Genomic DNA, 14,165 nt, shown 5'->3' with positions numbered 1-14,165 from the left:
TGACCTGCAGATCGGGCTTGCGACTTATTCATTGGATGCAAACTACGGGCCTCGGATTGCACGCCGACCTGCTTCTATTTCTGAAGCTTGCGCAGGACAACCCGGGGCTGCCTCATCAGATATCCAGCAACAGACGAGCGGGATCTTCCAGCAGGTTCTTGATGGTCACCAGGAAGGTCACAGCTTCTTTACCGTCGATCAAGCGGTGATCGTAGGACAGAGCCAGGTACATCATTGGACGGATGACAACCTGCCCGTTGATCGCCATCGGGCGCTGAACGATATTGTGCATGCCAAGGATGGCCGCTTGTGGCGGGTTGACGATCGGGGTCGACATCATCGAGCCGAAAGTACCACCGTTGGTGATCGTGAAGGTACCACCGGTCATCTCGTCGATGGACAGTTTGCCGTCACGGGCTTTTTTGCCAAAGGTGGCAATGCCGCCTTCGATTTCAGCCAGGCTCATCTGCTCTGCGTTTCGCAGGACCGGCACCACCAGACCACGATCGCTGGAAACCGCAACACCCACGTCGGCATAGCCGTGGTAGACGATGTCGGAACCGTCGATCGATGCATTGACGGCAGGGAAACGCTTCAGCGCTTCGGTAGCGGCCTTGACGAAGAACGACATGAAACCAAGGCGAACGCCATTATGGCTCTTCTCGAACAGGTCCTTGTACTTCGAACGCAGTGCCATGACTTCAGTCATGTCGACTTCGTTGAAGGTGGTCAGCATGGCCATGGTCGACTGGGCTTCAACCAGACGCTCGGCAACCTTGGCACGCAGGCGGGTCATCGGCACACGCTTTTCGGTGCGATCGCCAGCGGCGAACACAGGAGCGGCAGCGGCCGGGGCAGCAGGCTTGGCAGGTGCGGCGGACGGAGCGGATTTCTTCGCTTCAACAGCAGCAACGACGTCTTCCTTGGTCACGCGACCGTCCTTGCCAGTGCCCTTGATGCTGGACAAGGCAATACCGTTTTCTTCGGCCAGCTTGCGGGCAGCCGGCGCGCCGATAGCGTCTTCGTCGCCGACGGCCGACGCAGCAGCTGGCGCGGCGGCCGTTGCTACAGGGGCGGGTGCCGATACTGCAGCAGGCGCGGCCGAAGCAGTGGCGCCTGCGTCCAGGGTTGCAATCAGTTCGTTGGACAGTACGGTGTCGCCCTCGCCCTTGACGATGGATGCCAGCACGCCATCCGCTTCGGCCAGCACTTCGAGAACGACCTTGTCGGTCTCGATGTCAACTAGCAGCTCGTCACGCTTGACCGCCTCGCCCGGCTGTTTGTGCCATTTGGAAATGGTGCCGTCGGCAACGGATTCCGGGAAAGAGGGGGCTTTGATCTCAATAGCCATTGTCTGTAATTCCTTAATTCGGTTTCTAGTGCGCGAAGGCGTTAAACAGTGAACGCGTCTTGCAGCAGTTTTTCCTGCTGTTCGGCGTGCATCGAAGCGTAGCCACAAGCCGGAGCAGCAGAAGCATCGCGACCGGCGTACTCGAGGACGAGATGGCGGTTGTGATTGCCGATACTACGGCGCAAGTGATGCTGGCTGCTGTACCAGGCGCCCTGGTTCATCGGCTCTTCCTGACACCAGACCACATTGGTCAGGTTGGTGTACGACGCAATGGCGTCCATCAGGTCATCTTCCGGGAACGGATAGAGCTGCTCGATACGCACGATGGCAATATCTTCGCGGCCTTCGGCACGGCGTTTTTCCAGCAGGTCGTAGTAGACCTTGCCACTGCATAGCACCAGACGCGTCACCTTGGCCGCATCGAGGGTGTCGATTTCCGGAATGACGGTTTGGAACGAGCCTTCGGCCAGATCTTCCAGGGTCGAGATCGCCAGCTTGTGGCGCAGCAGCGATTTGGGCGTCAGCACAACCAAAGGTTTGCGCAACGGACGGATCACCTGACGGCGTAACAAGTGGTAGATCTGGGCCGGCGTGGTCGGCACGCACACCTGAATGTTGTGCTCGGCGCACAGCTGCAGGTAACGCTCAAGACGCGCCGAGGAGTGCTCGGGGCCCTGGCCTTCGTAGCCATGCGGCAGCAGCATGGTCAGACCGCACAAACGGCCCCACTTGTGCTCGCCGCTGGTGATGAACTGGTCGATCACGACCTGCGCACCGTTGGCGAAGTCACCGAACTGGGCTTCCCAAATCACCAGCGCATTTGGCGAGGTGGTCGAGTAACCGTATTCGAACGCCAGCACCGCTTCTTCCGACAGGAACGAATCGTACAGGTCAAAGCGAGGCTGACCGGCATACAGGTTCTGAAGGGGTACGTAGGTGCTTGCATCTTTCTGGTTGTGCAGCACGGCATGACGGTGCGAGAACGTACCGCGACCGACGTCCTGCCCGGTGATACGCACCGGATGACCTTCGAAGGCCAGCGTGGCGTAAGCCATGGTTTCAGCGTAACCCCAGTTGATCGGCAGGCCGCCGGCTTGCATCTTCTGGCGGTCTTCGTAGATCTTCTGCACCTGACGCTGAACCACAAAACCTTCCGGCAGTTCCATCAGCTTGGCGGAAAGCTCCTGCAGGGTCTTGAGGTCGAAACGGGTGTCATGACGCGCTGTCCAGGCGTGTCCCAGGTAGGGACGCCAGTCAACAAAGAGCTCCTTGTTAGGCTCTTTGACCAGGCTCTTCACGACGTGCATGCCGTTGTCCAGCGCGTTGCGGTACTCATCGACCTTCGCTTGAGCACCGGCTGCATCGAGCACACCGGAAGCAGCCAGGGAATCGGCATACAGCTCACGGGTCGTGCGCTGCTTGGCGATCTGCTGATACATCAGTGGCTGAGTACCGCTGGGTTCGTCAGCCTCGTTGTGACCGCGACGACGGTAGCAGACCAGATCGATCACCACGTCACGCTTGAACTGCATGCGGTAGTCGATAGCCATCTGGGTCACGAACATGACGGCTTCAGGGTCATCGCCATTTACATGGAGAATCGGCGCCTGAATCATCTTGGCGACGTCGGTCGCATATTCGGTAGAACGCGCGTCCAGCGGATTGCTGATGGTGAAACCCACCTGGTTGTTGATCACGATGTGGATCGTACCGCCAGTCTTGAAGCCGCGGGTCTGCGACATCTGGAAGGTTTCCAGAACCACGCCCTGACCTGCGAAAGCAGCATCGCCGTGAATGGAAATCGGCAGCACTTTCTCGCCAGTGGCGTCGTTACGACGATCCTGACGGGCGCGCACGGAGCCTTCCACCACAGGAGACACGATCTCCAGGTGAGACGGGTTAAAAGCCATCGCCAGGTGAACTTCGCCACCGGTGGTCATCACGTTGGAGGAAAAGCCCTGGTGGTATTTCACGTCACCGGAACCGAGTTCGACCTTCTTCTTGCCCTCGAACTCATCGAACAGCTCGCGCGGGTTCTTGCCGAAGGTGTTGACCAGCACGTTCAGACGGCCGCGGTGGGCCATGCCAATGACGACTTCCTTGGTACCGTAGGAACCGGAACGCTGGATCAACTCGTCCAGCATAGGGATCAGGCTTTCGCCACCTTCCAGCCCAAAACGCTTGGTTCCCGGGTATTTGGTCCCCAGGTACTTCTCCAGCCCTTCGGCCGCAGTGACGCGCTCAAGCAAATGGCTCTGGATTTCGGCTGGATAAGCAGGACGACCGCGCACGCTCTCGAGACGCTGCATGAACCAGTTGCGCTGATTGGAATCGACGATGTGCGTGAACTCGGCGCCGATGGTGCGGCAATATGTCTTCTGCAAGGCATCGACGATTTCGCGTAGGCTCGCCTCCTCCTTGCCGATGAACAGGTCGCCGGCACGGAAAGTGGTATCGAGGTCAGCGTCGGTCAGGCCGTAATGGTTGATCGAAAGGTCAGCTGGCGCAGTACGCTTCCACAACCCCAAAGGATCAAGTTGCGCACCCTGATGGCCGCGCATACGGAACGCCTGGATCAGTCGCAGCACTTCGACTTGCTTCTTCTCGTGTTCGCTGCTCACGCTACCGGCGGAGACCGGTTGAGCGCGGCGCTGGTTTTTGCCCAGCAACACGAAATGATCGCGAACCGTAGAGTGCGATACATCGGTGGCAGTGCTGCCGTCAGCCGGCAGCGTCTGAAAATAGGTGCGCCACTCTTCTGGCACAGCGTTAGGGTCGTGCAGGTAGAGCTCGTAGAGCTCTTCCACATAGGCAGCGTTACCACCGGAAAGGTGGGCGCTGTTCCACATGCGCTGCATCACGCTTTCTTGCATGCTTGGTCACCCTCGGTTAGGGGACACCATCAGCGTCGACACCAGGCATCATGAAAGTCCATGCAGCGACTGTATCAAGCCGCTGATTGCACCACGTCGCCAAGGATCGCGCAGATAGTCCGGGTACCAGCCCGGATGCCCCTGCTGGTCTCATTTCTTCAAAATAAGAGCCGCAGCCAAATGACCGCTGCTCAGGTTAAAACTACGGCGCCGGTTGAAGCCTGCGCCGCAGCGTTTACGGGTACAACAGTTTCAAATACGGTTATGCATCGATACCACGGGTGCTGCCCGCTTCAGATACCGCTGGAGAGAAGCATGCTGCGGACGTGACCGATGGCCTTGGTCGGATTCAGACCTTTCGGGCAAACGTTTACGCAGTTCATGATTCCACGGCATCGGAACACGCTGAACGGATCGTCCAGCGATGCCAGGCGCTCCTGGGTCTTGGTGTCACGACTGTCGGCCAGGAAACGGTAGGCTTGCAGCAGTGCAGCTGGACCGAGGAACTTGTCAGGGTTCCACCAGAACGAAGGGCAGGAAGTCGAGCAGCAAGCGCACAGAATGCACTCGTACAAGCCATCCAGCTTCTCGCGCTCTTCAGGCGACTGCAGACGTTCGATGGCCGGAGCCGGCGTATCGTTCTGCAGGAACGGCTTCACCTTCTCGTATTGCTTGTAGAAGATGCTCATATCGACGACCAGGTCACGGATGACCGGCAAGCCTGGCAGCGGACGCACAACCAGCTTGTTGTTCTTGACCACGGCAGACAGCGGCGTGATGCACGCCAGGCCATTCTTGCCGTTGATGTTCATGCCATCGGAACCGCACACGCCTTCACGGCAAGAACGACGATAGGAGAAGCCTTCGTCCTGCTCCTTGATCAGTGCCAGCACGTCCAGAACCATCAGGTCCTTGCCACCGGTATCGACATCGAACACCTGAGTCTTGGGCGCTGTGTCGGTATCGGGGTTGTAGCGATAAACTTCGACTTTCAACATGGCAACCACCCTTAGTAAGTCCGAATTTTCGGTTCAAACGCCGGCACGGTCTTCGGCGCAAAGTTGACTGCTCGTTTGGCAACCCGCTTCTCGCCAGGGAAGTACAGGGTGTGGCACAGCCAGTTTTCATCGTCACGATCTTCGAAGTCTTCACGGGCGTGGGCGCCGCGGGACTCCTTACGCACTTCCGCAGCCACAGCGGTGGCTTCGGCGACTTCCAGCAGGTTCTGCAACTCCAGTGCTTCGATACGCGCGGTGTTGAAGCCCTGGGACTTGTCGTTGATCTTGACGTTGGCGATACGAACGCGCAGGTCGGCCAATTGCGCGATGCCTTTCTGCATGTATTCACCCGTACGGAACACACCGAAATAGTTCTGCATGCAGTTTTGCAGCTCACGACGCAAGGTGGCGACGTCTTCGCCATCTGTGCGCTCATTGAGGCTGTTCAGGCGGCTCAGAGCGACATCGATGTCGGTGTTGCTCGCTTCGGCGTATTCGATACCGTCAGTCAGCGCCTTTTCCAGATGCAGACCGGCAGCACGACCGAATACCACCAGGTCAAGCAGCGAGTTGCCGCCCAGACGGTTGGCACCGTGGACCGACACACATGCCACTTCACCCACCGCAAACAGCCCAGGAATGACCTGATCAATGCCGTCGGCATCCTGGGTCATGGCCTGACCGTGAATGTTGGTGGCTACGCCGCCCATCATGTAGTGGCAGGTCGGCACTACAGGTACCGGTGCTACAACCGGGTCAACGTGTGCGAAGGTCTTGGACAGTTCACAGATGCCTGGCAGGCGGCTGTGCAGTACTTCTTCGCCAAGGTGATCGAGCTTCAACATCACGTGATCGCCGTTCGGACCGCAACCGTTACCCGCGATGATTTCCTTGACCATGGAACGAGCCACAACGTCACGACCTGCAAGGTCCTTGGCGTTAGGCGCGTAACGCTCCATGAAACGCTCGCCGTGCTTGTTGATCAGGTAACCACCTTCACCGCGGCACCCTTCTGTGACCAGTACACCTGCGCCGGCAATACCGGTCGGGTGAAACTGCCACATTTCGATGTCCTGAACCGGGACGCCGGCACGCAGTGCCATGCCGATACCGTCGCCGGTGTTGATCAAGGCATTGGTGGTCGAAGCGTAGATACGACCTGCGCCACCAGTGGCCAGTACAGTCGCCTTGGCGCGGATGTACATGGTTTCGCCGGTTTCGATGCAGATCGCGATCACACCCACGAACGCGCCATCCTGGTTTTTAACCAGATCGACGGCGTAATACTCGTTCAGGAAGGTGGTGCCTGCTTTCAGGTTGCCCTGATACAGGGTGTGCAGGAGCGCATGACCGGTACGGTCGGATGCGGCGCAGGTACGTGCAGCCTGACCGCCCTTGCCGAAGTCCTTGGACTGACCACCAAAAGGACGCTGATAGATACGGCCGGTCTCGGTGCGCGAGAAAGGCAGACCCATATGATCCAGTTCGAAGACCGCAGCCGGGCCTTCTTGACACATGTACTCGATAGCGTCCTGGTCACCGATGTAGTCGGAGCCCTTGACGGTGTCGTACATGTGCCAGCGCCAGTCATCGTTCGGGTCGGCAGAGGCAATGGCGCAGGTGATCCCGCCCTGTGCGGAAACAGTGTGGGAGCGGGTTGGAAAGACCTTGGTGACCACAGCGGTCTTGTGGCCGCCTTGAGCCAGCTGCAACGCTGCGCGCATGCCTGCCCCGCCGCCACCGATGATGATGGCGTCGAATGAGAGTGTATTAATGTTAGCCATGAATCAGATACCCCAAAGAATCTGCACACCCCAGACGAAGTACGCGAACATCGCAATGCCGCAAGCCGCCTGGAAAAGGAAACGCACAGCCAGTGCGGACTTGCCGAACCCCATCGGGGTCAGATAGTCGGTCGCAATGGTCCACATGCCGACCCAGGCGTGAGCGGCCAGGGCAACCAGGGCCAACAGACTGAAAATGCGCATTCCGTTATGAGAGAACAGAGCGTGCCACGTGACATAGTCGATGCCAGGGTGCGCGATCAGGTATCCGATCAGGAAAATGAAATAAGCCGCGAGCACTACTGCGGAGACGCGTTGCGCCATCCAGTCGTAGAGGCCCGAACGAGACAGGTTCGTAACGCTGGTTACCATATCCAAACTCCCGCCAGAACGATCAACACCAGGGAAATGGCGATGACGATTTTCGAGCCCAGCTTTCCGCCTTCCAGCGTCTCACCGACACCCGTATCCATGATCAGGTGACGAACACCCGCTACCAGGTGATACAGCAAGGCAGACAGAAGCCCCCACGCGATGAACTTGGCCAGAGGACTGGTCAAGGATGCCTTCACCTCGGCGAAACCTTCTTCGGAACCCAGCGACTTGCTCAATGCGTAAAGCATGATGGCAAGGCCTACGAAGAGAATGATGCCGGAGATGCGATGAAGGATCGACGTTATCGCAGTGATGGGGAGTTTGATGGTCCTTAGGTCTAGGTTTACAGGTCGTTGGCTTTTCACGGCTTTTTTTCACACTGAAGAGCCCCTAACAATCAGGGCAAGTTGTTGGGAAGTGCACTGGTCAGGTACCCACCACCCAGGAAGTGACGACCCCCAGAAAATCGGGCATGCGAGCCCCTGGCAGTCGGGTGCCGAGTATAGACAGTTAGCCCACTAATGACAACGCACACACCCACCCCTAATGGCTGATTGCTTTAGCGAAATAAAAGGCGTAAATGGCGGGGAATTTCGAGGAAAAGCTCGGGTTAAAGCCTTCTCAAACAGCACTTTCGGCAAATTGACTTTAGAATTTATCTCACTATAGTGATGCGGGCCCTGCGTGGGGGGCCTGTCTGATGATTTGAAGCATAAATAGGAGGCCACATGGCTGACAAAAAAGCGCAGTTGATCATCGAGGGCGCAGCCCCCGTCGAGCTGCCCATTCTGACCGGCACAGTTGGTCCCGATGTAATCGACGTACGCGGCCTGACCGCCACCGGACGCTTCACATTCGACCCAGGCTTCATGTCGACCGCCTCATGTGAATCCAAGATCACCTACATCGACGGTGACAACGGCATTCTCCTGCACCGCGGCTACCCGATCGAGCAGTTGGCCGAGCAATCGGACTACCTGGAAACCTGCTACCTGCTTCTCAACGGCGAACTGCCAACCGCCGAGCAGAAGGCCCAGTTCGTGGTCACCGTGAAGAATCACACCATGGTGCACGAACAGCTCAAGACATTCTTCAACGGCTTCCGTCGCGACGCCCACCCCATGGCCGTGATGTGCGGCGTCGTCGGGGCCCTTTCGGCGTTCTACCACGACTCGCTGGACATCAATAATCCGCAGCACCGCGAAATCTCCGCGATACGCCTGGTCGCCAAGATGCCGACCCTGGCCGCCATGGTTTACAAATACTCCATGGGCCAGCCCATGATGTATCCGCGCAACGATCTGAGCTACGCGGAAAACTTCCTGCACATGATGTTCAACACGCCGTGCGAGATCAAGCCGATCAGCCCGACGCTGGCCAAGGCGATGGACCGTATCTTCATCCTTCATGCCGATCACGAACAGAACGCATCGACGTCCACCGTGCGCATGGCCGGATCTTCCGGCGCCAATCCGTTTGCCTGCATCGCCGCCGGCATCGCCGCACTGTGGGGGCCTGCTCATGGCGGCGCCAACGAAGCCGTACTGACGATGCTCGATGAGATCGGCGATGTCTCGAACATCGACAAGTTCATCGCCAAGGCCAAGGACAAGAACGATCCGTTCAAGTTGATGGGCTTTGGTCACCGCGTCTACAAGAACCGCGATCCGCGCGCCACTGTGATGAAGCAGACCTGCGACGAAGTCTTGCGCGAGCTGGGCATCAACAATGACCCGCAGCTGGAACTGGCAATGCGCCTGGAAGAGATCGCACTGACCGACCCGTATTTCATCGAGCGCTCGCTTTACCCGAACGTGGACTTCTACTCGGGGATCATCCTCAAGGCAATTGGCATCCCTACCAGCATGTTTACGGTGATCTTTGCTCTGGCGCGCACTGTCGGCTGGATCTCGCACTGGAAAGAGATGCTCTCCAGCCCGTACAAGATTGGCCGCCCGCGCCAGCTGTACACCGGCGAGGTGTCGCGCGATATCGTGCCGCTTGCCCAACGCGAGTAAGCACCGACGTCAGCTAGCAACAAAAAAGGCTGCCAGTGGCAGCCTTTTTTTATTCCCGCAAAACTGTACTGGTCAGCTACTCACTTCATCGCCCGCTCACGGAGCGCTTTCAACGTATTGAAAGGCGCGTCGACGACAAACTTATTGGCGACCCAAGATGGCACGCTGCCGCCCGGCTCGGTATGCACCTGATAGGTCACCTCTGTCTCATTCGAGCCTCTTGGCACAAGCTTCCAGTAACCCTCGACCTGCGCTACCCGCACGAAGCCTTTCTCTTCGGGGATGTAGCTGGGCTCGCCGAGAAGGTTGCGTGTCAAGCTGCCATCCGCTCCTTCGACGGTGGTAATTTGCAGGACTGAATCCCGAGGCGTCACCGGCCACGGGGTATTGAACTGAGTGTAGGTCCAGGTCTTGTCGCCTTCGTGCTTGAGGATCTTCTGCGACTTGCATTCATGGACCCAGGCGCAGGCCCCAGCGACATCCTCCTGCAGACCGCGCAGTTTGGCGACGCTGGCCTTAATGGTAGTCACGCCCCGATACGCTTTGTACTGCGAACCCGCGACATCACTGAGGGAGACCTTGATGCCGTCTTCATCCTTGGCAACTTTCCAGTCATCGGCATGCACAGCACCCGCGGCGAGCGCAGTGAGGCCAATTCCAAATGCAATCCGGTATAGCGAACCCATATCTTATTCCTTATTGTCTGTAGTTCAGATGCAGATCAGATGTCTTGCGATGCCAGTCAGCCCCTCCTGCGCATCAAGCGACCGAAGTGGCCTGCTCCCACCAACCAATCAGTCGGACGGCGTCCGCGAAATTGCTGCCACAGACTTCGGGATCGGCAGAAAACCGGCTGCATACGGCCGGTCGCTCTGGCGCGCCGAAAATCATGCACAGCATGTCGACAGAGAGCTGTACACAACGTTCTCCGGCAGGCTTGCCTAACGGCATGCCGGGAATCGGCGAAGAAATCGAGGGCGCGACGCAGCAGGCGCCGCAGCCCGGACGGCATTCCATGGAAACTTCCTCAGAGAGGCGATGGGAGATGAACGGATCTTACCCGCTTAAACGCACGTTTGAAAATGCAGCAAGTGCGAACGAATTCGTCAAATTACTGCTTGAAGGTGAAGTCCAGGGCCGCGCCTTCGACGTCCTTACGTGCCTCATTGCGCAGCTGAAGCTGCATTTCGTTACTTAACAAACGTCCCTGAAGCTGAAAATCGGGATCGCTATTACTGTCGGGGAACATCTTAGGCAGCAGGGGTTTGGCGGCTGTACCCGGGGATTTCGGCTTGGCGGCAGCGGTAATCACTCCGGGAGGCGGGGCCAGTTGCTTGACCATATCAGGCGGTAGGCTCAGATCCAGAGACGCCTCGGGCAAGCGAGTGTCTTTTACAACCTGCGATGCGGATTTGCTTTTGCTGGACACCGGCGCGCGGTGCGCTACTTCGGCGTTATCCGCTTTAACCTTGGCCGATTTAGCATTAGTGCCAGCAGTCAATTGTTCACTTTTCGCCGCTCTGGAAGTGGCCGGGTCAGGCTTGCTCGCAACAACGACCGGCACCACCGCCCCATTGGGTTTCAATTCGTGAACCGGCAATGCCCCTTTAGCGTCCCTTTCGGAAGGCGCCTTGGTTTTTTCTAACTCCGCCAGTGCTGCAGGCGCCACAAGCTGTTGACCCTTGGAGTCAGGCTGCTGGGCGGGTGCGTGATCGGCGACTTTAGGCGGCGGTGCAGGTGCTTTATCGCCGTCACAGGCGCCGAGCAGCGACATCATCAATAGCAGACCGATACAGCGTAGTGAATTCATAGTTGAACGGCAGAAAATTAGGCATGAACCATATGCTGGCCCTTTGCATGGCCGCTGACAAGTAAATGCCCTGTCAGCCGCCCCCTTCAAATGATGGAGAGCTTTACCGCACCGGAGTTCACCACGCTTGACCAGTGTCCTGACACAACTGCTTGGCAAGCATGCCCAAGGTCATCAGCGCCCTCTCCGCCTCGCGATTCCATGGCAAGCCGCAATTAAGGCGGATGCAATGGTTGAACTGCTCTGTGTTACTGAAGATCAGGCCTGGCGCAATGCTGATACCTTGCTCCAAAGCACGCACATGCAGTTCCTGTGTGTTGACGCGGCCTGGCAGGCTGATCCACAGGATGAATCCGCCAGTGGGCCGGCTGATCTGCGTGCCCTCGGGGAACATCTGCTGCACCGCCAACTGGAAGGCGCTAAGGTTCTTGCGGTGTTCCTGCCGAATGTAGCGCAGATGACGATCGTAGCCACCGTTCTCCAGATAAGAGGCCACCGCCATCTGCGTTACGCTGCACGCCGAGTGCGTACTGAAGGTCTGCAATCGCTGGATCTCCGCCTGGTATTTGCCAGCAATCATCCAACCGATCCGCACACCCGGGGACAAGGTCTTGGAGAAACTCGAACAGTAGATCACCCGACCCAGACGATCGAACGCCTTTAACGCCTTGGTCTTGTTCTGCTCGTACATCAGTTCGCCGTAGATATCGTCTTCGATAATCTGGATATCGAAATCCGACGCCAGTCGCAGCAGGTGCTTCTGCCGCTCTTCGGGCATGGTACTGCCCAGAGGGTTGCTCAGACGCGAGGTCATCACCAGCGCCTTGATCGACCATTGGTTCGCCGCCAGTTGCAAAGCTTCCAGGCTGATCCCGGTATTCGGGTCGCTGGGAATTTCGATGACTTTCAGGCCCAGCAGATCTGCCAGTTGCAGCAACCCATAATAGGTCGGCGACTCAGCCGCGATCAGGTCGCCGGGACGGGTAAGCACGCGCAACGACATTTGCAGCGCGTCCACACAACCATGGGTGATCACTACCTCCGATGGATCGACCACAGCGCCTGCATCACGCATGCGGATCGCCACTTGACGACGAAGCGGCTCGAAACCCGGGCTGAACATGTAATTGAAAGCGCGAGGACTCTGGAACCGCGTGACCTTGGCCAACTGCTGATGCAAGGCACGCAGTGGCAGGTAGTCGATATGAGGAACCGCGGCACCGAACGCGAACACGCCCTCACGCCGCGCCTCGACCAACACCTGCTGAATAATGCTGGCGCGGGTGACCAGGCCAGGCCGCTCGACCCGCGCGATATCGGGAGTGGGCGCGGTCAGCGCAGGGGTTTGGTGAACGTAGTAACCGGACTGAGGGCGGGCGCGTATCAGCCCCTGATCCTCAAGATTGGCGTAAGCCTGAAGCACCGTTGCATGGCTCACATTGAGCTGGGAACTCATTTTCCGCACGGATGGGACGCGTTCCCCGGGCTGATAAACGCCCCGGCGAATATCCTCCGCCAGTTGTTGGGCAATACGCTGATAAAGCAGAAGACTGGTCACACTGGCGCCCCTCGAATAAAAGCGTTCGAAGCCATTTTCTGAGTGAGTGGCGATCAGATCCGACCCACCACTAAAACAGTCCGAAGTGTACGGGGACAGTTGACGACTCAGCCAGACTTTCTTCCCACTGCGAAAAAATTATTGGGACGTATCGCCAGCTAGAAGGATTTTTTCCATGAAAAAGCCCGATTTCCATTCCGAGGAGAATCGGGCTGCTGAGAAATCATCAGCGGGCAGTGCTGAGCTTGCCTTTCTCATCTGAAAAGACAATTTCCACACGACGATTTTGCGCGCGCCCGCGCTCCGAAGCATTTCCATCGACAGGAAATTGATCGCCGTACCCTTCGACCTGAATCCGCTCGTCCTCGATTCCGAGGTCGGACAGCACATCAGCCACTGACTGGGCACGATCACGGGACAGCTGCAGATTTTCCTGACTGTCGCCAGTGCTGTCGGTATAGCCCTCGATGCGCACGACACGTTTGGGGTTGAACTGCAGAAACTGCACAACCTTCAAAACCGTACGATTGGCCGAGCTTTTCAGCTCTGCGCGGCCGGTATCAAACAGCATGTCGCCCAGGGTCATCACCAGACCGCGCTCGCTTTGCTGGGTCGACAGGCTGATGACCTGGTCTTCGGCCCACTTGCCTTGCTGCTGCGCACCGGCAAGCTTGGCCTCGCGCAGCGCCAGTTGCAACCGCTGGCGCTCGAGTTCCAGACGCGCGAGTTTTTCCTGATTGAGCAGCAACTGACTGTGCTGGCTTGCTATGGCGCTGTAGCGGCTGCTCAGGTAGGAATAGTGACTGACATCATCGGAACTGCCGACATAGCTGGACAAACGCTCGGCCCGCGCCAGTAATTCCCCGGCACGAATAACGTCTCGCGGCGCACTGCGCAAGACGTTGGTGTCGCCCTTTACCTTCTGGAAATCGGCATTGGCAGTTTGCAATGCCTGATCACTGTTCTGGTGGCCCGCACAACCGTACAAACCGGCGCTGCCGAGCATCAGACAAGCGCTCAATACCTGCACAATGCGGCTCATTGCTCAGCCCCCAGTTGCTTGCGCAGACGATCCAGCCGGGCGTTCACCTGAGTCAATTGCTCCTGGCTCTTCTCGGTTAACACCCCAGCTTCGGCCAGCCGTGCATCTAGCTCGGCTTGCTCGGCCTGCATGCGCGCCTGCTTATAGGATTTTTCAGTCATGTCCGCCCGCGCCTGAGTCAGCTTCGCCTGGGCGGCTGCCATGTTCGGCTCGTCATCGGTAGCGCCCACGGCAGTGGCCTGGGCGACGGCTTGCTCAGTGAGTTTCAGCTGCTCGGCCGGGGCGGGGTCATTAGCGCAGCCGAACAGGGACGTGACCACCAGGGCGGCGAACAAGGGTCGTGCTTTCAAAAAAAC

Annotated in this window: 13 protein-coding genes; 1 reads left to right on the top strand and 12 read right to left on the bottom strand. The window is 58.1% G+C overall.

Annotated elements, in window-relative coordinates; genetic code table 11:
• Window positions 1-115 precede the first annotated feature (115 nt).
• The 6 genes from odhB to sdhC all read right to left on the bottom strand — a co-directional run bounded on the left by odhB (window position 116) and on the right by sdhC (window position 7,746).
• Entirely contained in the window at window positions 116-1,351 is a 1,236-nt protein-coding gene (odhB, locus tag B3I26_RS08505) for a 2-oxoglutarate dehydrogenase complex dihydrolipoyllysine-residue succinyltransferase (RefSeq protein WP_296256968.1), read from the bottom strand.
• Window positions 1,352-1,392: 41 nt separating this feature from the next.
• On the bottom strand, window positions 1,393-4,224 hold the full coding sequence (locus tag B3I26_RS08500) for a 2-oxoglutarate dehydrogenase E1 component (protein WP_296256963.1): 2,832 nt from the start codon (window positions 4,222-4,224) through the stop codon (window positions 1,393-1,395).
• A gap of 293 nt (window positions 4,225-4,517) precedes the next feature.
• Complete coding sequence (locus B3I26_RS08495) at window positions 4,518-5,222, bottom strand: succinate dehydrogenase iron-sulfur subunit (RefSeq protein ID WP_296256961.1); 705 nt, start codon at window positions 5,220-5,222, stop codon at window positions 4,518-4,520.
• An 11-nt stretch (window positions 5,223-5,233) separates the two neighbouring features.
• Window positions 5,234-7,006: a succinate dehydrogenase flavoprotein subunit gene (gene sdhA / locus B3I26_RS08490; protein WP_296256959.1), complete on the bottom strand. Its 1,773-nt coding sequence runs from the start codon at window positions 7,004-7,006 to the stop codon at window positions 5,234-5,236.
• A 3-nt stretch (window positions 7,007-7,009) separates the two neighbouring features.
• Complete coding sequence (gene sdhD / locus B3I26_RS08485; RefSeq protein ID WP_296256958.1) at window positions 7,010-7,378, bottom strand: succinate dehydrogenase, hydrophobic membrane anchor protein; 369 nt, start codon at window positions 7,376-7,378, stop codon at window positions 7,010-7,012.
• On the bottom strand, window positions 7,372-7,746 hold the full coding sequence (sdhC, locus tag B3I26_RS08480) for a succinate dehydrogenase, cytochrome b556 subunit (RefSeq protein WP_296256956.1): 375 nt from the start codon (window positions 7,744-7,746) through the stop codon (window positions 7,372-7,374). The genes sdhD and sdhC overlap by 7 nt, the downstream gene beginning before the upstream one ends.
• A gap of 363 nt (window positions 7,747-8,109) precedes the next feature.
• On the opposite strand from sdhC, the gene gltA reads away from it, so the two are divergent.
• Entirely contained in the window at window positions 8,110-9,399 is a 1,290-nt protein-coding gene (gene gltA, locus B3I26_RS08475) for a citrate synthase (RefSeq protein ID WP_296256954.1), read from the top strand.
• An 80-nt stretch (window positions 9,400-9,479) separates the two neighbouring features.
• Here the strand turns inward: gltA and B3I26_RS08470 are convergent, their stop codons facing one another.
• From B3I26_RS08470 to B3I26_RS08445, 6 genes are all read right to left on the bottom strand, one after another.
• Window positions 9,480-10,085: an START domain-containing protein gene (locus B3I26_RS08470; RefSeq protein ID WP_296256952.1), complete on the bottom strand. Its 606-nt coding sequence runs from the start codon at window positions 10,083-10,085 to the stop codon at window positions 9,480-9,482.
• 73 nt (window positions 10,086-10,158) lie between these two features.
• Window positions 10,159-10,416 carry a YkgJ family cysteine cluster protein gene (locus B3I26_RS08465; RefSeq protein ID WP_296256950.1) on the bottom strand — a complete coding sequence of 86 codons (258 nt, stop codon included), beginning with the start codon at window positions 10,414-10,416 and terminating at the stop codon, window positions 10,159-10,161.
• Between the two features lie 94 nt (window positions 10,417-10,510).
• A complete protein-coding gene (locus B3I26_RS08460; protein ID WP_296257466.1) occupies window positions 10,511-11,176 on the bottom strand; it encodes a translation initiation factor 2 in 666 nt (221 codons plus the stop codon).
• 151 nt (window positions 11,177-11,327) lie between these two features.
• Window positions 11,328-12,767: a PLP-dependent aminotransferase family protein gene (locus B3I26_RS08455; RefSeq protein ID WP_296256948.1), complete on the bottom strand. Its 1,440-nt coding sequence runs from the start codon at window positions 12,765-12,767 to the stop codon at window positions 11,328-11,330.
• Between the two features lie 226 nt (window positions 12,768-12,993).
• The gene (locus B3I26_RS08450) at window positions 12,994-13,809 is read right to left on the bottom strand and encodes an OmpA family protein (protein ID WP_296256945.1); all 816 of its coding nucleotides are present in this window, start codon (window positions 13,807-13,809) and stop codon (window positions 12,994-12,996) included.
• Complete coding sequence (locus B3I26_RS08445; RefSeq protein WP_296257464.1) at window positions 13,806-14,159, bottom strand: DUF4398 domain-containing protein; 354 nt, start codon at window positions 14,157-14,159, stop codon at window positions 13,806-13,808. Before B3I26_RS08445 ends, B3I26_RS08450 begins: the two co-directional genes overlap by 4 nt.
• Between the last annotated feature and the right edge of the window lie 6 nt (window positions 14,160-14,165).

This window comes from Pseudomonas sp. UBA5706, from assembly GCF_002419965.1.
GTDB lineage: Bacteria > Pseudomonadota > Gammaproteobacteria > Pseudomonadales > Pseudomonadaceae > Aquipseudomonas.
This window is presented reverse-complemented; position numbering and strand designations above follow the sequence as displayed.

Coding starts and splice junctions, on each gene's coding strand:
- odhB (WP_296256968.1), bottom strand. CDS start 1,351: ATGGCTATTGAGATCAAAGCCCCCTCTTTCCCGGAATCCGTTGCCGAC.
- B3I26_RS08500 (WP_296256963.1), bottom strand. CDS start 4,224: ATGCAAGAAAGCGTGATGCAGCGCATGTGGAACAGCGCCCACCTTTCC.
- B3I26_RS08495 (WP_296256961.1), bottom strand. CDS start 5,222: ATGTTGAAAGTCGAAGTTTATCGCTACAACCCCGATACCGACACAGCG.
- sdhA (WP_296256959.1), bottom strand. CDS start 7,006: ATGGCTAACATTAATACACTCTCATTCGACGCCATCATCATCGGTGGC.
- sdhD (WP_296256958.1), bottom strand. CDS start 7,378: ATGGTAACCAGCGTTACGAACCTGTCTCGTTCGGGCCTCTACGACTGG.
- gltA (WP_296256954.1), top strand. CDS start 8,110: ATGGCTGACAAAAAAGCGCAGTTGATCATCGAGGGCGCAGCCCCCGTC.
- B3I26_RS08470 (WP_296256952.1), bottom strand. CDS start 10,085: ATGGGTTCGCTATACCGGATTGCATTTGGAATTGGCCTCACTGCGCTC.
- B3I26_RS08465 (WP_296256950.1), bottom strand. CDS start 10,416: ATGGAATGCCGTCCGGGCTGCGGCGCCTGCTGCGTCGCGCCCTCGATT.
- B3I26_RS08460 (WP_296257466.1), bottom strand. CDS start 11,176: ATGATGTCGCTGCTCGGCGCCTGTGACGGCGATAAAGCACCTGCACCG.
- B3I26_RS08450 (WP_296256945.1), bottom strand. CDS start 13,809: ATGAGCCGCATTGTGCAGGTATTGAGCGCTTGTCTGATGCTCGGCAGC.